Genomic DNA, 21,453 nt, shown 5'->3' with positions numbered 1-21,453 from the left:
CGCATCGCACCGCCGAATCCGGAGGCTGCCCGTGCTGTCGACCCCTGCGCCGGCTCCCGCGTCCCCCGGGGGCCTCCGGTGTGGTCCGCACGGGTGCGGACGATGACGTCCTGGGCGGCCCGCTTCAGGTTGCGGCAGTACGTCAAGGCGAGCCTGTGGATCGTCCCCCTGATCGGGCTCGTGCTGGGGGCGCTGTTCGCCGAATGGGCCGCCGGCGTGGAGGGAGCGGGCTGGCTGCCGGGAACCTGGCAGTACTCCGCCTCGACGGCGAGCACCGTGCTCAGCTCGGTCGTCGGGTCCATGGTCGCGCTGCTGGGTTTCGTCGTGACCATCGGCGTACTCGTCGTCCAGCAGGCCACGGGCACCTTGTCCCCGCGCTACATGCGCCTGTGGTACCGCGACCGGCTGCAGAAGGCCGTGCTGGCCACGTTCACCGGGACGTTCGCCTACGCCTACTCCCTCTTGCGCGGCATCGAGTCGGACTCCGTCCCCGACCTGGGGGTGACCCTCTCCGGCGTGGCCGTCTCCGTCAGCCTCGTGCTGCTGCTCATCTACCTCAACCGTTTCACCCACAACCTCCGGCCCGTGGCCATCGCCGACCTCGTGGCGCGTCTGGGCGAGAAGGTGCTCGTCCAGGGGGCGCAGCACCTCCACCGCCATGCGGCACACGACGGGGCCTTCCCGCCGTACGCCGGTCCGGTGACCCACATCCGCTCCGAAAGCGGCGGGGTCATCCAGGCGTTCGACGCCGCGGGGCTGATCGCCGCGGCCGTCCGCGACGACTGCGTCCTCGTACTGGCCCACCAGATCGGCGACTTCGTGCCGCCCGGGACCACCCTGGTGGAGGCGCACGGCTCCGCGCCGTCGCCCGACCCGCGGCGGGTGAGCGGACTCGTCGCCCTCGGAACCGAGCGCACGATCGAGCAGGACCCCGCCTTCGCCCTGCGCATCCTCGTCGACATCGCCATCCGTGCCCTCTCACCCGCCGTGAACGACCCCACGACCGCCGTGCAGGTCCTCAACCACATCGACACGTTCCTGCACACGGTCGGCCGAGCCCGGTTGCGCGAGCAGTACGTGCTCGCCGACGACCGGGGCCGGCCGCGGCTGGTGGTGCAGGGCCGCAGCTGGGAGGAGTACCTCCGGGTCGGCGTCACCGAGATCCGCGAGTACGGGGCCACGTCCCTCCAGGTGTGCCGGCGCCTCCGCGCACTGCTGGAGGACCTGCTGGAGACCCAGTCGGCCGAGCACCTGCCGGCCGTACGCGCAGAGCTCGCCCTCCTCGACGAATCCGTCCTGCGCACGTTCACCGACCCGGCCCGCCGAGCCAGTGCCCGGACCGCGGACCGGCAGGGCATCGGCGGCGGACGGCGCCCCCGCAGCGAACCCTCCCGATGAGCAGGCCGTTCACCCGCTCGGACGCGCAATGCTCGCCGGTGCCCTTCCGCGGTGGTCGGCTGCAAGGTGAACCCTCACGGGCAGGAGAGGACGTGTCATGACGGACGAAGGCGCCACCGCCCCCGGCGGGGGGCCAACACGCGAGCCCGGCTCGGACGCGGAGCGCTCTGAACTCGAACGGCTGCGCACCCGGGTGGCGGCGCTGGAGGCCGACAAGGCGGCCCGCGCACCCCGTCACCGGTGGAGGTCGTTCTTCGCCGCCCTGCTCATCGTCATCGGCTGTGTGCTCGCCCCGCTCGCGGCCGTCGCGGCGTGGACGTCGAGCGTGGTCGGCGACACGGACCGCTACGTCCAGACGGTCGCCCCCCTCGCGTCCGACCCGGACATCCAGGCCGCGGCCGCCAACCGGGTCACCGACGCGGTGATGGAGCACATCGACCTCCCGACCCTGCTGGAAGGCGTGGCGCCCGACGACCGGCCCCTCGCGGAGAAGGCACTCGGCAAGCTCGGCGACTCGCTGGAGAGCGCCGTCCGCAGCTTCGTCCACGACAAGGCGCAGGACATCATCGCCTCCGAGACCTTCGAGCGGATCTGGACCGAGGCCAACCGCCGTATCCACACCGCGGTGGACAAGGCCCTCACGGGCAGCGGCGGGGGCGCCGTGAAGATCAACAACGATTCGGTCACCGTCGACCTGGGCCCCGTCGTCGACCAGGTGAAACAGCGCCTCGTCGACGAGGGGATGAAGGCGGCCGCGAAGATCCCCGAGGTGCACACCGACTTCACCGTCCTGCGGGCGGACGACATCGGCAAGGTCAAGACCTACTTCCGCCTCCTGCAGATCGCCGGCAACTGGCTGCCGTTCCTCTCGGTGCTGCTGATCGCCGCCGGTGTGCTCCTCTCCCGTCACCGGCGCCGCGTTCTCGTGACGGCGGCACTCGCCTTCGCCTTCGCCACGCTCATGCTCGGCGTCGGCCTGACCGTCTTCCGCGTGGCGTACCTGAACGCGCTGCCGGACAGCGTCTCGCAGCCCGCGGCCGGAAGCGTGTACGACGCGTTGACGCACTACCTCCGTACGACGGTCCGGATGGCCGTGACGCTCGGCGTCGTGGTCGCGCTGGCCGCCTGGCTGACCGGCCCCGGCCGCTGGGCCACGTCCGTCCGGCAGATGTGGAACTCGGGCATCGGCGCCGCCCGTTCCACGGCGGACCGCGCGGGCCTGCGCACCGGCCCGGTGGGTCCGTTCGTCTACCGCTACCGCACCTGGATCACCTGGATCCTGGTCGCCGCGGCCGTGCTGACCGTCGTGCTGTGGAGCTACCCGACCGGCTGGGTCATCGTCGGCATCGCCCTCGCGTTCCTCTTCGCGATGGCCGTGGCGGACTTCCTCGGGGAGAACGGGACCGGCCGGCCCGCGGACCGAGTCGGGTGAGATCGCCGCGCCCGACGTCCCGGACGCAGGCATGACGCATACGCCCGGCACCGGCGCGGAGCGCGGGGCGCGGGGCCCGTCATGCGGGGAGGGGTGAAAGACTCCTACGTGGCTGCCGCCACGGGCTTCAGCAGGCCGGAGCCGGGTACGCATCGCGGTCGGGCACGGCCCCGCAGGGCCGGCGGGGAGGGGAGGAGGAGCAGGCGTTGCTGATCGGTGAGGTGGCCAGGCGGTCGGGGGTCAGTGCCCGCATGCTCAGGCACTACGAATCGCTGGGCCTGGTGCGGCCGACGGGACGGACGGGGGCCGGGTACCGGGAGTACTCCGGCGAGGACATCCGGCGGATCTTCCACATCGAGAGCCTGCGCTCCCTCGGCCTGTCGCTGCGCGACGTCGCACGCGCTCTGGACGACCCGGGGTTCCGGCCCTCGGGCCTCGTGGACGACCTCATCCGCCAGACACAGGAACGCATCGCCGTCGAGACGGCCCTGCTCACGCGACTGCGCCGGATCGGCGCCGCGGAACCGGCCGGCTGGGAGGAGGTGCTCCACACCGTCGCGCTCCTGCACGCGCTGGGCTCGGAGAGCGCCGGCAAGCGCCAGCGCGCGGCGCTGGCTTCGCCCGAAGCGGGGCCGCTCCCGGCGGAGGCCCTCGTCGAGGCGGCGCTCGGCGAGACGGATACGAACGTCGCCGGAGCCCTCCGCTGGGCCGTGGCCCGATCAGGCGATGGCGCGTTGGAGCCGCTGGCGCAGGGCCTGGCTTCGCCCGTGGCCGAGGTACGGGAGCGGGCGGTGCGGTCCATCGCCGAGATTCCGGGCGAACAGGCGATCGTCCTCCTCCGAACCGCCCTCACGAGCCCCGACGGCACGGTCCGCAGGCACGCAGCCCTCGCGCTGGGAGCGGCCGGAGCGGACGAGGCGGTCCCCACGCTCGTCGACATGATCGTCGAGGGCGCGAACGACGTCGACGCGGCCGACGCGCTGAGCGCGCTGGCCGGCCGCCCCGAGTCGGCCGATCGGATCGCCACCGCACTCGTCGCCCGCCTCGCGCACGGCCCCGACGCCTCACCGGCACGCCGACGACTGACCCAGGCCCTCGCGGACATTCCGGGAGCCACCGCCACCCGCGCACTCACCGGCCTGTCGCACGACGAGGATCCTGCCGTCGCGCTCACCGCGACGTACATCCTCACGCTCCGCGCCGCGCGATGACGGATCTTGCGGACGGTGCCGCCACGGTCCATGGCTGAACCTCCTTTCGCACTGCGGAGGTTGCGCGACTGTGGAATGGTTTATTCCGGCGGGGTGCGGGGTCGTCGCCGCATCGATCCGGTCAGCCTGGTCGACCGTTCGGCAAACCGGGAGTGGCCGCGACCTGGGCGGCAGGTGCGGGAGGCCGCGTCACGCAGGAGACCACACCGCGCCCCTGCGGGACGTGGGCCTGCGCGCACGCGGCGGGAGCTGCGCGAACACCCCTCAGGTAACCGATATCCGAATGAACTGTCCGTAAATCGACCACCGATGTGCGGCAGGCCTTCATCCCTGGCAGGCTCGACCTGAGTTGAGGGCTACATGACAGATGTAGCACTCAAAAAACCTTCGAATCGAAAGTGAGTCTGGTCATGCGTCACCGCTTAGCCACCGTCTCCGCCGCCGCTCTCCTCTGCCTCGCCGGTGCCACGGGCGTGGCGGAGGCGAGCCCTGAGAGCCTGTACGCCCCCTCCGCGATGGTCTTCACCATCACCCAGGGGGACGACGCGGCCACGGGTACGGTCCTGCGGGCGACCGTACTCAGCTGCGCCTACACCGCCGAGGGCACGCACCCCGCCCCCAGGGCCGCGTGCGACGCCCTGAACGCCACGGGCGGCGAGTTCAACCGCCTGCTGGCCGCCCCGAATCCGGACCGGGCGTGCCCGATGCACTACGCCCCCGTCACCGTCACCGCGGACGGCGTGTGGCATGGTGCGCGCGTCGCGTGGAAGCACACCTTCTCCAACGCGTGCGTGATGTCCGCGAGCCTGAACGGCAACCCGGTCTACGCGTTCTGACGCCGGCGGCACGCGGCGCCGGAGCGCCTGATCGCGCGGATCGCGGCACGGACCGGCTGAATGACCTCGTCCTCGCTGGGCAGGTGCTGCACGGATCCGGTGGATCCGTGAACAGATCGCAACCGAGTGGAGCGGAGGGTCGCCATGCCTCGGGGTTCCAGTCCCAAGCGTGAACGTCAGTACGAGCACATCAAGGAGAGCGCCGAGCAGCGCGGCGAGAGCACGAAGCGTGCGAAGGAGATCGCTGCGCGCACCGTCAACAAGGAACGCGCCCGGTCCGGGGAGTCGAAGACCGCGAGCCGTTCCTCCACGCAGGACATGTCGTCGTCGAAGCGTGGCGGGCAGCGCTCCCACAGCGGCTCTCAGGGCCCCACGAAGGAGCAGCTGTACAACGAGGCGAAGCACCGGGGCATCGAAGGCCGTTCGAAGATGGACAAGGCCGAACTGGAGCGGGCCCTCGGCCGCTGACCGGCGGCCGGCCCGCCGAGCCGCTCCGCGCGTCGGGGTGATGTATCCCCCGTCGGTGCATGCGCGAGGCGCGGCAGGGCAGGCGGCCTGGCGGAGGTGGATGACAGCCGCGCGCCTGTGTGCGGTACCCGGCCCGGCGCCCGTTCGGCGCACCCGCCGCGCGCGAGAGTCCGCTTTCACCTAGTTTGGGCACCGTCGAGATTCGATTCCCACACCAAGGAGTTCACCATGGCTGACAAGGGAAAGATGGACCAGGCCAAGGGCAAGGCCAAGGAGGCCGTCGGCAAGGTCACCGGCAGCGACCGCATGAAGGCCGAGGGCAAGATGGACCAGACCAAGGGCAAGGCGAAGGAGGCCATGAGCGAGACCGAAGAGCGCGCCCGCGGCATCCAGGACTCCCTGAGCGACAAGCGCGACAGGACCTGACGCCGCCCGGCGAGCCTCTCGCGGCTCGCGGGTGAGCCAGGCCGCGGCCCCCGGCGCTCCGGCGCCGCGGGGCCGCGGCCCGTTCCCGGCGGGGCCCAGGTCCTGGCCCCGGCGGCGCGGCGAGGGCAGATCAGGCGCAGATCGGCATATCGGAAGATCGACAGAGCAAGGGAGCGGTGGTGGCCGAGACGGAGCTCGACGCGTTCGCGGAGGTCTTGGACGGCCCCGTGTACGTGGTCACAGTGGCTGCGGCGGGCGAGCGGTCGGGCTGCCTGGTGGGCTTCGCCTCGCAGTGTTCGATCAAACCGCCGCGCTTCGTGGTGTGGCTCTCCCGGCTCAACCACACGTTCCGCGTGGCCCGCGGCGCCTCCCACCTGGCGGTGCACGTCCTGGACCACGGCCAGCGGTCGCTGGCCGAGCTGTTCGGCGGAGAGACGGGCGACCGGGTGGACAAGTTCGAACAGGTCGACTGGAGGCCGAGCGCCGACGGCAGCCCCCTGCTGACCGGCGCCCCCGCGTGGTTCGTCGGCCGGATCGAGGAGCGGGTCGACGCAGGAGACCACGTGGGCTTCGTCCTCGCGCCCACGGAGACCTCCCCGCAGGTGCGGACCGCGCCCGCGCTGCTGCGGTACGACGACGTCAAGGAGATCGACGCCGGCCACCCCGTCTGACCGGCCAGGCCGTCCGGTCCGGCCGACGGCGCCCGGCCGTCGGGGACGACGATCCTCGTCACGCCCACCGGGCCCTGCGGGGCAGCGGGTGGCGCGGGGTGCCGCGGGCGCGGCCCCGGTCGGAGCGGGCCGGGATCGCGGCGCCGGCGGTGAAGGTCCGGCCCGCGGCGTCCACCCGTAGCTCCTCCAGTACGGCTGCCTGCCGCCGGGCCCGGTCCAGGAGCCGGTCGACGGCAGCCGGATCGAGGTGGTTCGAGGGGCCGGCGAGGGCACTCAGCGACCGCCACACGGATGCCTTGCCCTCCACCCCGAGCCGCATGGCTTCCAGTTCGAGTACGTCACTGAGGGGGGAGCGCCTCACCAGCCGGCCGTTGAGCTTGGCCCTGCCCGCCTTCTCGGCCAGACGGCCCAGGACGACCCTGGACCACTGGGCGGGGACGTCGAGGGCCGTCATGATCTCGCGCAGGCTCTCCCGGTCTTCGGTGATCTGTTCGGCCAGCTCGGCCAGGCGCGGCCCCGCCGGCGTACCGCGGTGATTGCGTGCCATGCGGCGGATCAGGGCGACACCACCGCTGGCGCCCGCGAGATGGTCGTTCAGGTAGATCGTGAGGAGGCGCTGCGAAGGGGGAGCGGGGGAGGAGCGGGCTTCCGGCTTCCGGGTCTGGGCTTCCATGGCAGTGTTCCGATCGCTTGGACGTCACGGGCGCCGCCCCCCGCCGCCCCGGCCGGGTGTGCGGGCCCCGACTCGTACCGCTCACGTGGGCACGGGAGTGGCCCTTGGCGTCTGACCAGCCTGGCGGCCCCCAAACCGGCGGTCACCGAGAGTGGACCCGCCTCTCCCACCGTGACCGGCCCGCAGCGGGGTGCGCGTTTGTTCAAGAATCCGGCGCGGAGGTGGTTCCAGGATGGGGGCGTCCCGGCACCCGCCGGGGGCACCTCGTGAAGGGACGCATCCCGTGTTCGACACGCGCAAGACGACGTTCGGCGTCGTCGCGGCAGGAACGCTCGCGGCCTCCGCGCTCCTCGGCGCACCCGCCGGAGCGGCCACCGCTCCCGCCGCGGACGCCACGGCCCGGTACGCCTCGTTCGAGGGACGGACCCTGGACCTGTCCGGTGACTGGGGCGAGGCCAGGGTCTGCATGGTGTGGCAGGGCCGCGGGGCGGTCGAGTGCTTCCGTACGGCCGCCGAACAGGAGGCGCGGGCCGGGCAGTTACGCGCCACCGCCACCGCCCGGCAGGTCCTCGCCGCCTGCTCCACCCCGCTGGACCTGTACCAGTACACCGACAAGGGCGGCCGCGACCTGAAGTTCTACGACCGCGGGTACTGGCAGAACCTCTCCGCCTACAGCTTCGACAACGCCACGTCCTCCTACTGGACCGGCGCGTGTACGGCGCACCTCGCGGAGAACGCGGGCGGCGGCGGGTACTGGTATCCCGGCAACACCGGCCCCAACCACATCGAGAACTCGATGCGCAGCGGCTGGGACAACCGGGTCAGCTCCATCAAGATCGACTGACCCCGCCGGGCAGCACGATGCTGGTGACCTGCCCGGTGACCCGGTCCACCCCGGCCGGGCCGGGCAGGTCGGCGCCGCGCTCCGACCTGAACCGCCGCGGCGAGCGCCCGCTCATCGCCCTGAACTCCCGGTTCATATGGGCCTGGTCGCTGAACCCGCACGCCGCGGCCACGTCGGCGAGCGGGCGGCCGCCGTGGTTGACCAGCCACAGGGCGCGCTGGAAGCGCAGCACGCGCGCCGCGGTCTTCGGCGTCAGACCGATCTGCTCCCGGAAGAGGTACTCCAGCCGCCGCCTGCCGCGGCCGGTGCGTACCGCCAGCTCCCCGACCGGGAGGCTGCCACCGCTGCGGACCAACTCCCCCCACGCACGGCGCAGCGGTTCGGCGGCACGCGTACCGGTCGCATCGGTCCAGGTGCGGAGCGTCTCGTCCAGCAAGGCGAAGCGCGGCTCCCACCCGACCGCGTGGTACAGGGCCTCGGCCAGCAGATCGGCCCGCCTGCCGAGGAGTTCGACGGGCTCGGCCATCCGGTCGGCCAGGTCGACCATGGGCTGGCCGAGGAGCCCGAACGCCGCCCACGGTGCGAGGAGCACCTCCACGCCCTCCACCCGGCCCGCGTGTTCACCGAGCGTGGGCCGGGTCTGGAGGCCGGAGAGCAGCGCAGTGTAGGGGCGGGCTGTCGCGTCACGCTGCGTACCGAGCGTCACCCACACCGGGTCGGCGAGGTTGAAGACCAGCGAGACGCAGGCATCCGGCACCTCCAGACGCCGGCGCCCGTACCCGAGGTCCATGCGGTAGCCCCGGTATCCGCGCACACCCGGCCGCAGCCGCGGATGGGGCAGGCACCGCACCACTTCCCACGTTCCGTGAGGGCAGGCGTCCCTGGCGAGGGTCCGGGACGGGGGAGGCGAGCCGGTCGGCACGTCACGCCTCCTTCGGTCCCGGGGCCGTACGGCGGGGTCCGGTCGACCGCGGCGACCGGGTGGTGAAGGGGTCCGTCTCGTCTGCAAGGTGCACGCGGGCATCGGTGCCCCGCCGTCCGCCGCTCCATGCCCGGCGTCCCAGGAAGGGCTCGATCACGCCGCCGAGCCCGTCCGCCCGTACGGACGGCCGTGCGCGAGCGGTGTACGACGTGTCGTCCGACATGCCTCGGCTCCGAGGCGATCGCCGGGATCACCGGGATCACCGGGATCGCGGAACGCCACCTGGACGGGAGCCGGTTACGAGGACGAGCCCGTGTACGCGTCCGACGACGGCACCGCCGACAGCCACGCACTGCACGGGGGCACCACCGGCCGCTGATCCCGTCCCGGCGGTCCCTCCGGGCCCGGCCCTCCTCCGCGCCGGCACACGGGACCTGACGGCAAACGGGTCGGAACAGGCCCCTGGAGGCGGCGAGTCGACCGCGGCGTGCGACCCTTCAGCCATGGATGTGATCTTTGCCGAGGACGAGAGCGCCGTACGCCGCTGCTGGCCCGTCTTCTCGCAGCTGCGGCCCCACTTGGACGAGGACGGGTTCGCCGACCGCTGGCGGATGCAGACCGCGGAGGGCTACCGGATCGTCTACCTGGAGGAGGACGGCGAGGTGTGCGTCGTCGCGGGCTTCCGCGTCATGCACACGATGATCTCGGGCCGCACCCTCTACCTCGACGACCTCGTGGCCGACGAGGCCGTCCGCGGCCGCGGCCTCGGCAGCCGGATGCTCGCCGCCCTGAAGGTCATCGCAACGGACGAGGGGTGTGAGGAGTTCCACCTCGACACGGGCCACCAGCGCCACGCCGCGCACCGGACCTACCTGCGCAACGGCTTCCGGATCGACGCCCACCACGTCTCCATGAACCTGCGCTGACCGCGGCCGCCGACCTGCCAGACCCTGCCCGGGCCCTCTGGCCCGGGCACACGTGCGCCCGTACCCTCTGCCCCATGATCGATTCACATACCCATGTCCGCGTCGCCCGCCCCTCCCTCGACCTGAAGGCCGCCGAGCGGTTCTACGTCGACGGGCTCGGCCTGGAAGTGCAATGGCGCAGTACCCAGCACGTGCCCGGCGAGCACGATCTGCTCATGGTCGGGCCGGCCGCGGGCGGATGGCACTTCGAGCTCACCCACGACCCCGAGAACCCGATGGTGCCCACCCCCACCGTGGACGACCTGTTCGTCGTCTACCTGGGCGGCCCGCTCGACGAGGAGTTCGTCCGCCGGCTCGTCGAGCACGGCGGCACGCGCGTCGCCGCGCACAACCCCTACTGGGACGTGCACGGGGTCACCGTCGCCGACCCGGACGGCTACCGCCTGGTGCTCTGCTCCCGCACCTGGCCCTGATACGACCGCGGGGTTCCCCGGAGATCCCGCGACGTGACGTTCTCTTCCCCGTGCTCTCCGGCCATGACCGGTTTTGTATGCACCATGTCTGCCATGACGACGAACGACGATGCCACGGCCTGGCAGGGCGGCAGCCTCGACCTGGATGCGTACCTCCGGCGTACCGGCTATGACGGAGAGCTCGCGCCCACCCTCGACGTTCTGCGGGCGCTGACGCGTGCGCACATCACCTCGATACCCTTCGAGACCGTCGAGATCGTGCTCGGCCGGCCGATCTCCCTCGAACTGCAGGACCTCCAGGACAAGCTGGTCCACGGACGCCGCGGCGGCTACTGCTACGAGCACACCGTGCTGCTCGCGGCGGTGCTGGAACGCGTCGGATTCCGGGTGACCGGACTCGCCTCGCGGGTCCGCATCGGTTCCGAGGGAGTGGTCCGGGCGGCCACGCACGCCATGCTGCGCGTGGAGACGGCCGAGACCCCGGAGACCGGCAAGGTGTGGGTGTGCGACCCCGGTTTCGGCCGCAACCCCATCGAGCCCATCGAGCTGGCGGACGGCGCGGAGACCTCGTTCAACGGCTGGGGCTTCCGGCTGGAGGGTTCGACCACCGAGACCGGCGACCGGCTGTACGCGATGCGGACGCGGGGCGCCGACGGCTGGTACGACCTGCACGCCTTCACCCTCGACCAGCGGTATCCGCAGGACTGGATCGTGGCCAACCACTTCCTGTCCACGCATGCGCGTTCGCCCTTCGCGGGCCGGCTCCTCGTCCAGCAGATGCGCGAGCAGGAGCACGTCTTCCTGGACGGCAGCGTCCTCACCCGGACCCGGCCCGACGGCACGGCCACCGCGCAGACCTACACCCCGGAGGAGATCCCGGGCCTGCTGCGCGACCTGTTCGGCATGGAGGTGCCGGAGTCCGACCGCGACGAGCTCATCGCCCGCGTGTACGTGGCCCGGCAGGCCGTCGCCATGTACCCGACGACCGTGCAACCGTCGACGCTGCCGCTCCAGCAGCTGCGGGCGCACCGCGCCGGACGCCGCAGGACGGCGCCGGTCAGCTGAGCCCCGCCCCCCGGCCCACCGGGCCGGGGGGCGGGGGGTCCGTGGCCGAGTGAAGCCGGCGCGGCGGGGCTTGCCGGCCCACCGCATGTGTCGTGGCGACGCGTCGGGCGTCCGAGTGGCGGCCGAGCCGGTCATGAGGGACTGCGCCCGTCGCGGAGGGCGGCGAACTCCTTCTGCGCCGCTGCGGGATCGCTCAGGGCCGGCGCGGGTGAGGGGCGAAGGCCGAGGGCACCGGCGCCGAGCCGGATCCCGGCCGTGCGATCGGCGGGACCCTCGCCCCCGAGTGGGCCGCAGAACCCGCCACCTTGGCGAGCGAGGCGGCCCACCGCTCCACCTGACCGCTCGCGAGCGGCCCGCACGGCGCCGGTCCGCCCCGGGCGGTGCGGCGTCGCGGCACAACCTGCTCGACGGTGGAGTGGGTGTCGGCGAGGCCCTGGACGGACCAGTGGAACACGGACCCGGACCGCAGCGCGCCGGGCCCGCGCCTGGTGCGGTCCGCGGCGGGACGCCGGATCACGGGACCAGGACCACCTTTCCGGCGACCGTGCCCGACTCGGCCAGGCGCATCGCCTCGGCGGCACGGGCCAGCGGGATCTCGGCGGCGACCTTGGCCGTGATCTCACCGCGCTGCAGGGCCGTGAACACCTGGGTCAGGTCGGAGCGCAGCCGCGCCCGGAAGCGGTTCTTGGCGTGCGCGCGACCGGCCCACACGTTGAAGAAGTACGCGCGGCGGCCGTTGGGGAGCGCGTTCCACACCCACACCCGGCCCAGCAGCTTGAGCACCGGCCACGAGCCGGAGCCCTGGTCGTCGCGGGTGGCGGCGGTGCCGTACGAGACGAGGGTGCCGCCGGGGGCCAGCAGGCGCCAGGAATCGACGATGCCCTCGCCGCCGACGTGGTCGAAGACCGCGTCCACCCCGCCGGGCACGAGGGCCCGTACCCGTGCGGAGACGTTGCCCGAGCGGTAGTCGACGGGGACCACCCCGAGTGCGCGCAGTCCGTCGTGGTGGCGGGTGGAGGCGGTGCCGATCACGGTCGCCCCCGCGGCGAGCGCCAGCTGGACCAGGATCGAGCCGACGCCGCCGTTGGCGCCGTGGACCAGGACGGTCTGTCCGGCGCGCACGCGGGCCTTGCGGTGGAGCATCTGCCAGGCGGTGATGCCGTTGACGACCGCCGTCTCGGCGTCCACCGCGCTGACGCCGTCCGGTACCTCCACCACGTCGGCCGCGTCGAGCGCGATGTGGCTCGTCCAGCCTCCGGTCTTCGTCAGGGCGGCCACCCGCCGGCCGAGCAGGCCGGAGCCGACGCCCTCGCCCACGGCCAGCACCGTGCCGACCAGGTCGTATCCGGGGACGAAGGGGAACGGGGGCTGGTCGTAGTACCGGCCACGGCGCATCTGCTGCTCTGCGAAGGAGACTCCCGTCGCCTCCATGGCGACGACCACCTGTCCGGCCGCGGGCGCCGGGACCGGCCCCCGGTGCAGCTCAAGGCCCTCGGGCTCGACCTTGCCCGGCAGAACGATCTCCACGCGCTCGACGGTGTCCACGATGACCTCCAGAGGGGTTTGCTGTCCCGGTTTGGTGTTTGAGCTTCTCTTGTTAGTTAGGAGCTATAACTAGAATGAGCGGGCGTATCGCAGATGTCAAGCGAGCCGTTCGTCCGACCGTGAGGGGACTTGCCGTTGGTGATAGCTTCTAACTCGCCAGTGGTGTGGCGGATGACGAGAGGCGGCGGGCATGGGCACGACCGGACGTACGGAGACCCCTCGCGAGCGGTACCGGCAGCAGGTGCGCGAGGAGGTCAAGGAGAAGGCCTGGCAGCAGATCGCCGGCTCCGGTGCCTCCGCGCTGTCCCTCAACGCCATCGCCAAGCAGATGGGCATGAGCGGACCGGCGCTGTACCGGTACTTCGCCAACCGCGACGAACTGATCACCGAGCTCATCCGGGACGCGTACCGCAGCCTCGCCGATGCCTTCGCCGCCTCTGCTGACGGGGGAGCGGCCCGGCCCGGCCTCGCCGCACTGGCGCGGGTGCTGCGCCGCTGGGCCCTGGAGGACCCGCACCGCTACTTCCTCGTCTACGGCACCCCGGTACCCGGCTACCACGCGCCGCACGACACCACCGCGATCACCGCCGAGATGATGTCCGTCCTGCTCGACGCCTGCGTGGCCGCCGAACAGGGGGAGGGGGCCGGGGACTTCGAGCAGCACCTGGCCGGCCACAGGGAGTGGGCCGGCGGCCACCCCGACGCCCCGCCGTCCGCCCTGCGCCTGGCCTTGGCCTTCTGGAGCCGCCTGCACGGCGTGCTCTCCCTGGAACTGGCGGGCCATTTCACGGGCATGGGCCTGGACCCCGCCCGCCTCTACCAGGCGGAGGTGGACGCGCTGACCGCAGGCTGAGCGCGGGCCGGGGGCCTCCCGGCCCTACCCGAGACGCGCGCGGCTGTCATTCCGGAATGTTCCGGATCCCCCGGTCGCGGGCCGTTGCTACGTTCCCGTACGTCCCGGCTCGACGACCCAGGGGGAGGAACGTCACGTGGTTCTCGGTCTTTCGCGACGCGCGTCGGGGCTGGTCCTGGCGGCGGCCGCCGCCGTACTGCCGCCGCTGGTGGCCCCGTCCGCGGCTGCCGCCCGGACCGCCGGCTTCGCCGCCTCGTGCCCGAATTCCGGTTGGATAATCCAGCACTACAGCCAAGAGCACAACGGCATAGACATCGCGAGCGACTACGGCACCCCGATCTATGCCGTGGGCGACGGAGAGGTGCTCATCTCGGGACCCGCAGACGGCTACGGCCAGTGGATCCGCATCTTGCACGGCGACGGGACGATATCCGAGTACGGGCACATGCAGCGGCGGGACGTCGCCACCGGTGACCACGTCACGGCCGGACAGCAGATCGCGCTCGTGGGCAGCGAGGGCCAGTCCGAGGGGCCCCACCTCCACCTGCGTATCTGGGGCGACCCGAACGCGAGCGTCCGCACCGACCCCGAGCCGTACCTCGCGGAACGCGGGGTGACCTTCCCCTGCGTGCCGGGACGGGGCCCCGGACCCGGGCCTGCTCCGGTGGTGCATCCGGTGGAGTCGGGCCGGGTGGTGTCGGCCCGGGCGGCGGACGGCCGGCTGGAGGTCTTCGCGGCGGGGGCCGACGGCGTCCACCACGCCTGGCAGACCGCCGTCAACGGCGGCTGGTCCGCCTGGGAAGCCCTCGGCGGCCCCGGCAACGCCGAACTGGCCCTCGCTCCCAACGCGGACGGCCGACTCGAACTGCTCGCCCTCAACGGCACCACCTTCCAGCACCGCTACCAGACCGCGCCCTCCGCCGGATGGTCGGGCTGGGAGACGTTCGGAGGTGGCGGCCGGGACGTCGCCGCCGGTACGAACGCCGACGGCCGGATCGAGGTGTTCGCCTCGGGTCCGGCAGGGATCTTCCACCGGTACCAGAACGCGCCCGGCGGCGGCTGGTCCGAGTGGGAGCCGGCCGGCGGCGGTCCGGCGCAGGGCCGGATCGAGATGGAGAAGTCCCCTGACGGTCGGCTGGAGGTGTTCGCGATCAACGGGGACACCTTCCAGCACCAGTACCAGACCGCCGTCAACGGCGGCTGGTCCCCCTGGGAGAACTTCGGCGGCGGCGGTCGCGACCTCACCGTCGACCACAACGCCGACGGGCGGCTGGAGGTCTTCGCCTCCGGTCCCGTGGGAGTCTTCCACAAGTACCAGACCAGCCCCACCAGTTGGTCCGAGTGGGAGCCGTCCGGGGGGCCCGCCGACGCGCAGCTGACGAGCGAACGCACCGCTGACGGCCGCGTCGAGGTCTTCGCCGTCAACAACAGCGTGGCCATGCAGACCTGGCAGACGGGCCTCAACGCCCCGTACAGCCAGTGGGCCCCGTTCGGCGGCGGCGGGACCGAGGTCACCGCCGCCGCCAACGCCGACGGGCGCATCGAGGTCTTCGGCACGAGCGGCGCCGGCGTCTTCCACAAGTGGCAGACCGGATTCGCGACCTGGTCGGAGTGGGCGTGGGTGACCGGTACCGCCGGTCCCGCCGTCAACTGACCCGACCTCACCGCCCTGCATCCAGCACGCCCGAAGGGGGAAGCAGTTGTCCGGAACCCAGCGCTCCTTACCCGCCGGTACGAAGCCGTCACCGCGCCGCCGCGCCGCCCGCCGCCTGGCCGCACCCGTGCTGGCCGTCCTGCTCGGAGCGGCGGGACCGGTCGCCGGGGCCTCGCCCGCAGCCGCCGCGTCGAGCGACTTGTGCGCGCAGACCGGCTACGACGCGGGTTTCCGCGGCGACGGCCTGGTGACCGCCGTCGCCGTCGCACTCGCGGAGTCCAGCTGCAACCCGTCGGCGACCAACGTCCAGAACAACACGCCCCCGTCCAGGGACCGCGGCCTCTGGCAGATCAACGACTACTGGCACCCCGAGGTCGACGACGCCTGCGCCTACGACGCCCGGTGCAACGCGAACGCAGCCTTCAAGATCTCCGCCGGGGGTACGAACTGGGAGCCCTGGTCCACGTACAACGCCGGCGTGCACTGGCGGCACATGGACGAGGCACGGGCCGCCGTGGACCGGCTCGGTCACCACGAACCCGGACCGGGCCCGCTGACGTATCCGGCCGAGTCGGGCCGGGTGGTCTCGGCCCGGTCGGCGGACGGCCGGCTGGAGGTCTTCGCGGCCGGGGCCGACGGCATCCACCATGCCTGGCAGAACACGGTCAACGGCGCGTGGTCCGATTGGGAGGCGCTGGGCGGCCCGGGCGGCGCGGAGCTGGCCATCGGCCCCGACGCCGACGGCCGGCTGGAGTTGTTCGCCATCAACAAGGACACCTTCTACCACCGCTACCAGCTCCAGCCCTCGGGCGGCTGGTCCGGCTGGGAGTCCTTCGGCGGGGGCGGCAAGGACATCGCGGTCGGCGCGAACGGTGACGGGCGTCTGGAGGTGTTCGCCTCCGGTCCGGTCGGGGTGTTCCACAGGTACCAGAGCGCGCCGAACGGCGGCTGGTCGGAGTGGGAGCCCGCCGGCGGCGGTCCGGCCAACAGCCGGATCGAGATGGAGAAGTCCCTGGACGGACGTCTGGAGGTCTTCGCCTTGAACGGCGACACGTTCCAGCACCTGTACCAGACGGCGGTCAGCGGCGGCTGGTCGGCCTGGGAGGACTTCGGCGGCGGCGGCCGCGACCTGACCGTGGACCACAACCAGGACGGCCGCCTGGAGGTCTTCGCCTCCGGACCCGTCGGCGTCTTCCACAAGTACCAGACCGATCACAGCGGTTGGTCGGAGTGGGAGCCGGCCGGAGGGCCCGCCGACTCGCAGCTCACCAGCGAACGCGCGCCCGACGGCCGGGTCGAGGTCTTCGCCGTCAACAACAGCGTGGCCAAGCAGGCCTGGCAGACCGCAGTCAACGCCCCGTACAGCCAGTGGGCCGAGTTCGGCGGCGGCGGAACCGAGATCACCGCCACGACCAATGCCGACGGCCGCATCGAGGTGTTCGGTACGAGTGGGTCCGGCGTGTTCCACAAGTGGCAGACCGGATCCTCCACCTGGTCCGAGTGGACGTGGGTCGGCAACTCCGCCGGGCCCGGCGTCAGCTGACAGGGGGGATGGGGTCCGTGCAACCGATCAGCAGGCGAAACCTGCTGCGGGGCGCCGTCGCCGGGACGGGCGTGCTCGCACTGCCCGCCCTCGCCGGCGCCGCCGCCGCCGAGGACACCCCGCCGCACCGCTGGATCGGGGCCGGGGCGTTCACCCACGTCCACGATCCGTCCGTCCCCGGCCGGCAGCGCTATCTCAACGACCACACGCTCATCAAGGCGGGTGGGCGGTGGCACCTGTTCGGCATCGTCGGCGACAGCGCACGGCCCGGTGAGTCACCGGACAGTGCGGCCGAGGTCGCGTTCGCCCACGCCTCCGCCCCGGATCCGTACGGGCCGTGGACCACGCACGCCGACGCGCTGACCGTCGACCGGTCCTACTGGGGCGAGGAGCACCTGTGGGCGCCGTACGTCGTCGAGGCGGCCGGCACCTTCTGGATGTTCTACGCCGCCGGCGGCATCAGCGGCGCCGCGATCAACCTCGCGACGTCCACCGACCTGTTCACCTGGACCCGCGTCCCGTCCGGCCCCCTCTTCCGGGGGCAGGCGGCACGCGATCCGATGGTGCTGCGGATCGCCGACGAGTGGGTCATGTACTACACCGAGCTGTCCGCCCCGCACGGCCGGCACATCGTGGCCGTACGGCGCTCCGCCGACCTCGTGCACTGGAGCGCGCCGGAAACCGCCTTCACCGACGCGAGCACCGACGCCACGCCGTCGGTCACCGAGTCGCCGTGCGTGGTCGAACGGGACGGCTGGTACCACCTGTTCATCGGACCCCGGGGCGGCTACGAGGGTACGGACGTGTTCGCCTCCCGGGACCCCTTCCGCTTCGGCCTCGACGGCTACGCCGGCCATGTCCCCGGCCACGCCGTCGAGGTGGTCTCCGACGGCCGGGACTGGTACGCCAGCGCCGCGGGCTGGTTCCGCCAGGGCCTGTACGTGGCACCCCTGCTCTGGCGGGACGACGCACCGCCGCCGTGGCAGAGCACGGACAACCCGGTCGCCGGCCTCGACGCGGACGGGCGGCTGACGGTGTTCGCGCTCGATGCCGGCGACCGGTCGATGCTGCGGCGCGTGCAGGTCGACCCGCAGGCCGACGCGTGGTCGCCGTGGGAGTCCTTCGGCGGGCCGGCCGGGGCGGTCCCCACCCTCGGCCGCAACGTCAACGGCCGCCTGGAGGTCTTCTCCCTCGCCCCGGGCGGCGCCAACCTGCACCACCGGGTGCAGCGGCCCGACGGCGGCTGGTACGACTGGGAGGAGTTCGGCGGCCCGGCGGGAGCCGCCCCCGCCGTGGCCCGGGGCGCCGACGGCCGGCTGGAGGCCTTCGCCCCCGCCCCCGGCGGCGCCTCCCTCGCCCGGCGCCGGCAATCGTCGCCCGGCTCGCTGACCTGGGACGCCTGGGACGGGGAGTTCGGCGGAGCGGTCGGCGCACCCCCGGCCGTCGCCGCCAACGCCGACGGCCGGCTGGAGGTGTTCGCCCTCGCGCCGGGAGGCTCCGCGATCCACCACCGCTGGCAGACGGCCCCGGGCGGAGCCTGGGCCGCGGGATGGCAGGCGTTCGGTACGGCGGCCTGCGGGCCCCCGCGGGCGGTGCGGGACGGTACGGGCAGGCTCACCGTCGCCGCCGTCGCCCCGTCCGGCCTGGCCGCCTTCCACCGGCGGCAGACCGTACCCAGCGGCGGCTGGGGCGACTGGCAGTACCTGTTCGGCTGGTCGGCCGCCGCCCCGGTGCTCGCGCCCAGCACCGACGGCCGGCTGGAGGCCTTCGCCCTGTCGCCCGGCGGGGCCCCGCTCGGTCACCGCTGGTACGCCGACCCCGGCGGGACCTGGGCCGCGTCCCAGGACTTCGGCGAGCCCGGAGTGCCGCTCGCCGCCGCCCCCACCGCCGCGGCCGACGCCACGGGCCGGATCCACGTCTTCGCCGTCACCGCCGATGGCCGGATCCGCACCCGCGTCCAGGAACGGCCCAGCGGCGGCTGGGGGGCGTGGAACGCCTTCGGGGAACGCCTGGTCGCGCCGCTCCCGGCAGGCTCTCCCGGGTACTGAGGCCCCGCTCGCGGGGCCCCGGAAATGGCCGGAGTACCACCCTGCGGTCGGGCTTCCAACCGGTAACGTTCCCTGCACGACGTCTTGTCGGCACGTCGTACAGGGGGAGTGGTGAGCGGCATAGTCGTCCATCTGCCGCAGGGGAGCGGCGGCGCCGACGGGGAGCGGGGCGGTGGCGCGGTGACGTTGCGGCTCGGGCCGGGCGAGGTCGCGCGGTTCGGCCGCGGTTCCTCGGCGACCCCGGTCGAACTGAGGCTCGCCGACGAGGCGATCTCCCGGCTGGCCGGCGAGATCCGGGTCACCGACGACCACTGGCAGCTGACCAACCACAGCACCACCCAGAGCTACGTCGTGGAGAATCCGGAGGGAGCCGGGGAGTACCTGCGGGTGTCGCCGCGCCGGGCCGGGGCGCCCATCCCGTTCGAGTTCGCCCGGGTGGTGCTGCCCACGCGCCGCGGCACCACCGTCTCCTTCCAGGTGTTCGCGCCCGACCACGCCTACCTGGACCCGCCCGGTGCGGGCGGCTCCTGGGCGAGCCGCACCGTCACGGCGTACTCGCTGGACGAGACGGCCACGTACTTCCTGGTGCTCGTCGCCCTCTGCGAACCCTGGCTGCGCGACCAGTCGCCGGCCGCGGTGCCCACCACCCCGCAGGTCGTCGAGCGGCTGCGGGGCCATGCCACCGGCGGCAGGCTGACGGCGCGCGCGGTCAGCTCGCACATCGACTACCTGGCCGACGAGAAGCTGCGGATCGGCCTCGCGGCAGCCGCGCCCGATCCCGGTGCGGGAGGCGGTACGAGCGGCGCGGACCGCCGCAACGGCAAGCGGGACGCGGTCGTCGGGCTCGCCCTGCGGTTCGGCATCGTACGGGAGGAGCACCTCGCGCTGCTGCCGCCCCGGGCCGAAGCGGGCGCGCGGGGGCGGTAGGCGACGTGATGCGGGTGCAGGGTCCGGGCGGTCCGGGCGCCTCGTGGGACAGCGGCCACACCGAACTGCTGCCCGCGGGGCACCGGGTGGGCGACTGGGTGGTCACCGAGCCGATCGGGTCCGGTGGTTGGGCCACGGTGTACGCGGGCAGGCCGGCCGGCGGGTGCACGGTGCGCACGACCGTACGGGGGAAGAGTGGTGCGGCGGTCGCGGAGCCCGCCGAGGTCGCCCTCAAGATCATGCCCACCTCCGGGCTCGCGCCGCGCCAGGCCCGCAACGTGGCCGAGGCCGCCCGGCGCGAGGTCGAGATCGGGGTACGGGCAGGGCATCCGCGGCTCATCCGGCTGCTGGACAGCACCGTCCTCAGCGCACCGGACCACCCGGAGCTGGACGGCGCGATCGTCCTCGTCATGGAGCGGGCGAAGGGCAGCCTGCGCGATCTGCTCGACGCCGGGACGACCGAGGCCGAAGGCGGCCGGCTGATCACCGGGATCTGCGAGGGGCTGGCCCATCTGCACCGCGCCGGCTGGGTGCACGCCGACCTCAAACCGGAGAACGTCCTCATCGGCGAGGACGGTTCGGTCAAGCTCTCGGACTTCGGGCTCGCCGCCGAGCTGACCACCGCTACGCACGGGCACGGCCCCCCGATGGGCACCTTGGACTACCTCCCGCCCGAACGCTGGAGGGCCCCGCTGGGCGAGCTGGGCGTGGAGATCCGCCCGAGCGCCGACATCTGGGCCCTGGGCATCGTGATCCACGAGGTGTTCGCTTCGGGCGCCCCGCTGTTCTCCGGCGCCACACCGGTGGCGAGGGGCGCCGCCGTGCAGGAGTACGCGGCGGGACGTGCGCCCCTGCGCATGGCCAACGGGGTCCCCGAGTTCTGGCGCGTGCTGGCCGCCGACTGCCTTGCCCCGACGCATGCCGCGCGCGCCGCGCACACCGCCGAGAGCCTGCTGGAACGCATCGCGGCCCGGGAGGCGGGCCGCACCGCCCCCCGGACCCGGACGGGCCGCCTTCGGCGGGCGTCCCGTACCGCCCTCCTCGCCGTCGCGGCGTGCGGCGCGGTCGGTTCCGCGATCGGATGGTACGCGGGGCACGCCGGCCGGGAGGGGGACGTTGCGGCGCAGGTCGGAACCGCCGAACCACCGCTCCAGGTGAGGGTGTTCAATGCCGAGAAGGCCTGCCAGGAGCGTACGGACCGGGAACCGCAGTGCAGTCTGGGCCTGGCGATCGACCCCATGCGGCCGTACATCGCCGGGAACGTCGTGCCGACCCGTGTCTGGCACGCCGACGTACTCGACGCCGACTGCCAACTGCTGCGGGGCGAGGTGGTCATCGACGAGTCGGACACCCGCTCCACGCACTGGTTCCGGGTCCATCTGCCGAGCGCCGCCCCGGGCGCCGCCCCGGGCGGCATCGCCTGGCTGCCGGCCGTCCGCACGAAGGACCGCCCCCCGCTCCCGAGGTGTCCGTCCCCCACGGCCGCCCGCTGACCCGGACACCCCGAAGCGGTGGAGTGGCTGACAACCACCCTCACC

General features: G+C 73.1%; 22 protein-coding genes. 17 read left to right on the top strand and 5 right to left on the bottom strand.

Translation table 11 applies throughout. The features are described 5' to 3' along the window. The first annotated feature begins 102 nt into the window (after positions 1–102). The 7 genes from ACIBAD_RS16210 to ACIBAD_RS16180 all read left to right on the top strand — a co-directional run bounded on the left by ACIBAD_RS16210 (position 103) and on the right by ACIBAD_RS16180 (position 6,442). Positions 103–1,398 (top strand): DUF2254 domain-containing protein, encoded by a 1,296-nt coding sequence (locus ACIBAD_RS16210; protein WP_134069404.1) that lies wholly within the window; start codon positions 103–105, stop codon positions 1,396–1,398. 97 nt (positions 1,399–1,495) lie between these two features. Further along, entirely contained in the window at positions 1,496–2,830 is a 1,335-nt protein-coding gene (locus ACIBAD_RS16205; protein WP_398907235.1) for a hypothetical protein, read from the top strand. A gap of 206 nt (positions 2,831–3,036) precedes the next feature. Continuing rightward, a complete protein-coding gene (locus ACIBAD_RS16200) occupies positions 3,037–4,041 on the top strand; it encodes a HEAT repeat domain-containing protein (RefSeq protein WP_134069400.1) in 1,005 nt (334 codons plus the stop codon). 410 nt (positions 4,042–4,451) lie between these two features. Beyond that, on the top strand, positions 4,452–4,877 hold the full coding sequence (locus tag ACIBAD_RS16195; protein WP_398907232.1) for a subtilase-type protease inhibitor: 426 nt from the start codon (positions 4,452–4,454) through the stop codon (positions 4,875–4,877). Positions 4,878–5,021: 144 nt separating this feature from the next. After that, positions 5,022–5,345: a plasmid stabilization protein gene (locus tag ACIBAD_RS16190; RefSeq protein ID WP_398907230.1), complete on the top strand. Its 324-nt coding sequence runs from the start codon at positions 5,022–5,024 to the stop codon at positions 5,343–5,345. Between the two features lie 228 nt (positions 5,346–5,573). Beyond that, the gene (locus tag ACIBAD_RS16185; protein ID WP_134069395.1) at positions 5,574–5,771 is read left to right on the top strand and encodes a CsbD family protein; all 198 of its coding nucleotides are present in this window, start codon (positions 5,574–5,576) and stop codon (positions 5,769–5,771) included. Between the two features lie 179 nt (positions 5,772–5,950). Further along, positions 5,951–6,442 carry a flavin reductase family protein gene (locus tag ACIBAD_RS16180; protein WP_398907228.1) on the top strand — a complete coding sequence of 164 codons (492 nt, stop codon included), beginning with the start codon at positions 5,951–5,953 and terminating at the stop codon, positions 6,440–6,442. Positions 6,443–6,500: 58 nt separating this feature from the next. On the opposite strand, the gene ACIBAD_RS16175 is transcribed toward ACIBAD_RS16180, so the two are convergent. Continuing rightward, the gene (locus ACIBAD_RS16175) at positions 6,501–7,115 is read right to left on the bottom strand and encodes a hypothetical protein (protein ID WP_398907226.1); all 615 of its coding nucleotides are present in this window, start codon (positions 7,113–7,115) and stop codon (positions 6,501–6,503) included. A gap of 283 nt (positions 7,116–7,398) precedes the next feature. Between ACIBAD_RS16175 and ACIBAD_RS16170 the strand changes: the two genes are divergently transcribed. Beyond that, on the top strand, positions 7,399–7,959 hold the full coding sequence (locus ACIBAD_RS16170; RefSeq protein ID WP_134069391.1) for a hypothetical protein: 561 nt from the start codon (positions 7,399–7,401) through the stop codon (positions 7,957–7,959). Here the strand turns inward: ACIBAD_RS16170 and ACIBAD_RS16165 are convergent. Together ACIBAD_RS16165 and ACIBAD_RS16160 are read right to left on the bottom strand one after the other, a co-directional pair. Continuing rightward, on the bottom strand, positions 7,946–8,809 hold the full coding sequence (locus tag ACIBAD_RS16165) for a helix-turn-helix domain-containing protein (protein ID WP_398907223.1): 864 nt from the start codon (positions 8,807–8,809) through the stop codon (positions 7,946–7,948). The genes ACIBAD_RS16170 and ACIBAD_RS16165 overlap by 14 nt on opposite strands. Before the next feature lie 73 nt (positions 8,810–8,882). Continuing rightward, positions 8,883–9,104 (bottom strand): hypothetical protein, encoded by a 222-nt coding sequence (locus ACIBAD_RS16160; RefSeq protein WP_398907221.1) that lies wholly within the window; start codon positions 9,102–9,104, stop codon positions 8,883–8,885. 280 nt (positions 9,105–9,384) lie between these two features. Between ACIBAD_RS16160 and ACIBAD_RS16155 the strand changes: the two genes are divergently transcribed. The 3 genes from ACIBAD_RS16155 (at position 9,385) to ACIBAD_RS16145 (ending at position 11,345) form a co-directional block, all read left to right on the top strand. Further along, the gene (locus ACIBAD_RS16155; RefSeq protein WP_166682008.1) at positions 9,385–9,807 is read left to right on the top strand and encodes a GNAT family N-acetyltransferase; all 423 of its coding nucleotides are present in this window, start codon (positions 9,385–9,387) and stop codon (positions 9,805–9,807) included. Positions 9,808–9,881: 74 nt separating this feature from the next. Further along, positions 9,882–10,280, top strand: coding sequence for a VOC family protein (locus tag ACIBAD_RS16150; protein WP_398907219.1), 399 nt, complete (start codon positions 9,882–9,884; stop codon positions 10,278–10,280). A 93-nt stretch (positions 10,281–10,373) separates the two neighbouring features. Next, on the top strand, positions 10,374–11,345 hold the full coding sequence (locus ACIBAD_RS16145; protein ID WP_134069385.1) for an arylamine N-acetyltransferase: 972 nt from the start codon (positions 10,374–10,376) through the stop codon (positions 11,343–11,345). 193 nt (positions 11,346–11,538) lie between these two features. On the opposite strand, the gene ACIBAD_RS16140 is transcribed toward ACIBAD_RS16145, so the two are convergent. Next, the gene (locus ACIBAD_RS16140; RefSeq protein ID WP_398907216.1) at positions 11,539–11,862 is read right to left on the bottom strand and encodes a hypothetical protein; all 324 of its coding nucleotides are present in this window, start codon (positions 11,860–11,862) and stop codon (positions 11,539–11,541) included. Next, positions 11,859–12,890, bottom strand: coding sequence for a medium chain dehydrogenase/reductase family protein (locus ACIBAD_RS16135; protein WP_398907214.1), 1,032 nt, complete (start codon positions 12,888–12,890; stop codon positions 11,859–11,861). Before ACIBAD_RS16135 ends, ACIBAD_RS16140 begins: the two co-directional genes overlap by 4 nt. Before the next feature lie 190 nt (positions 12,891–13,080). On the opposite strand from ACIBAD_RS16135, the gene ACIBAD_RS16130 reads away from it, so the two are divergent. The 6 genes from ACIBAD_RS16130 (at position 13,081) to ACIBAD_RS16105 (ending at position 21,408) form a co-directional block, all read left to right on the top strand. Continuing rightward, positions 13,081–13,743: a TetR/AcrR family transcriptional regulator gene (locus ACIBAD_RS16130; protein ID WP_134069362.1), complete on the top strand. Its 663-nt coding sequence runs from the start codon at positions 13,081–13,083 to the stop codon at positions 13,741–13,743. A 136-nt stretch (positions 13,744–13,879) separates the two neighbouring features. Next, a complete protein-coding gene (locus ACIBAD_RS16125) occupies positions 13,880–15,397 on the top strand; it encodes a peptidoglycan DD-metalloendopeptidase family protein (protein WP_398907212.1) in 1,518 nt (505 codons plus the stop codon). A 46-nt stretch (positions 15,398–15,443) separates the two neighbouring features. Continuing rightward, positions 15,444–16,940 carry a hypothetical protein gene (locus tag ACIBAD_RS16120; RefSeq protein ID WP_398907210.1) on the top strand — a complete coding sequence of 499 codons (1,497 nt, stop codon included), beginning with the start codon at positions 15,444–15,446 and terminating at the stop codon, positions 16,938–16,940. 17 nt (positions 16,941–16,957) lie between these two features. After that, positions 16,958–18,988: a family 43 glycosylhydrolase gene (locus tag ACIBAD_RS16115; protein ID WP_398907208.1), complete on the top strand. Its 2,031-nt coding sequence runs from the start codon at positions 16,958–16,960 to the stop codon at positions 18,986–18,988. Positions 18,989–19,099: 111 nt separating this feature from the next. After that, a complete protein-coding gene (locus ACIBAD_RS16110; RefSeq protein WP_398907206.1) occupies positions 19,100–19,915 on the top strand; it encodes a serine/threonine protein kinase in 816 nt (271 codons plus the stop codon). An 8-nt stretch (positions 19,916–19,923) separates the two neighbouring features. After that, positions 19,924–21,408 (top strand): serine/threonine-protein kinase, encoded by a 1,485-nt coding sequence (locus ACIBAD_RS16105; RefSeq protein WP_398907204.1) that lies wholly within the window; start codon positions 19,924–19,926, stop codon positions 21,406–21,408. Positions 21,409–21,453 lie beyond the last annotated feature (45 nt).

Origin of the sequence: Streptomyces sp. NPDC051109 (genome assembly GCF_044455885.1) — a bacterium.
GTDB lineage: Bacteria > Actinomycetota > Actinomycetes > Streptomycetales > Streptomycetaceae > Streptomyces.
This window is presented reverse-complemented; position numbering and strand designations above follow the sequence as displayed.

Excerpts from the sequence above, each read along its gene's own strand:
- ACIBAD_RS16160 (WP_398907221.1), bottom strand. The coding sequence starts at position 9,104 with ATGTCGGACGACACGTCGTACACCGCTCGCGCACGGCCGTCCGTACGG.
- ACIBAD_RS16210 (WP_134069404.1), top strand. The coding sequence starts at position 103 with ATGACGTCCTGGGCGGCCCGCTTCAGGTTGCGGCAGTACGTCAAGGCG.
- ACIBAD_RS16175 (WP_398907226.1), bottom strand. The coding sequence starts at position 7,115 with ATGGAAGCCCAGACCCGGAAGCCGGAAGCCCGCTCCTCCCCCGCTCCC.
- ACIBAD_RS16185 (WP_134069395.1), top strand. The coding sequence starts at position 5,574 with ATGGCTGACAAGGGAAAGATGGACCAGGCCAAGGGCAAGGCCAAGGAG.
- ACIBAD_RS16130 (WP_134069362.1), top strand. The coding sequence starts at position 13,081 with ATGGGCACGACCGGACGTACGGAGACCCCTCGCGAGCGGTACCGGCAG.
- ACIBAD_RS16155 (WP_166682008.1), top strand. The coding sequence starts at position 9,385 with ATGGATGTGATCTTTGCCGAGGACGAGAGCGCCGTACGCCGCTGCTGG.
- ACIBAD_RS16150 (WP_398907219.1), top strand. The coding sequence starts at position 9,882 with ATGATCGATTCACATACCCATGTCCGCGTCGCCCGCCCCTCCCTCGAC.
- ACIBAD_RS16105 (WP_398907204.1), top strand. The coding sequence starts at position 19,924 with ATGCGGGTGCAGGGTCCGGGCGGTCCGGGCGCCTCGTGGGACAGCGGC.
- ACIBAD_RS16190 (WP_398907230.1), top strand. The coding sequence starts at position 5,022 with ATGCCTCGGGGTTCCAGTCCCAAGCGTGAACGTCAGTACGAGCACATC.
- ACIBAD_RS16205 (WP_398907235.1), top strand. The coding sequence starts at position 1,496 with ATGACGGACGAAGGCGCCACCGCCCCCGGCGGGGGGCCAACACGCGAG.
- ACIBAD_RS16145 (WP_134069385.1), top strand. The coding sequence starts at position 10,374 with ATGACGACGAACGACGATGCCACGGCCTGGCAGGGCGGCAGCCTCGAC.
- ACIBAD_RS16195 (WP_398907232.1), top strand. The coding sequence starts at position 4,452 with ATGCGTCACCGCTTAGCCACCGTCTCCGCCGCCGCTCTCCTCTGCCTC.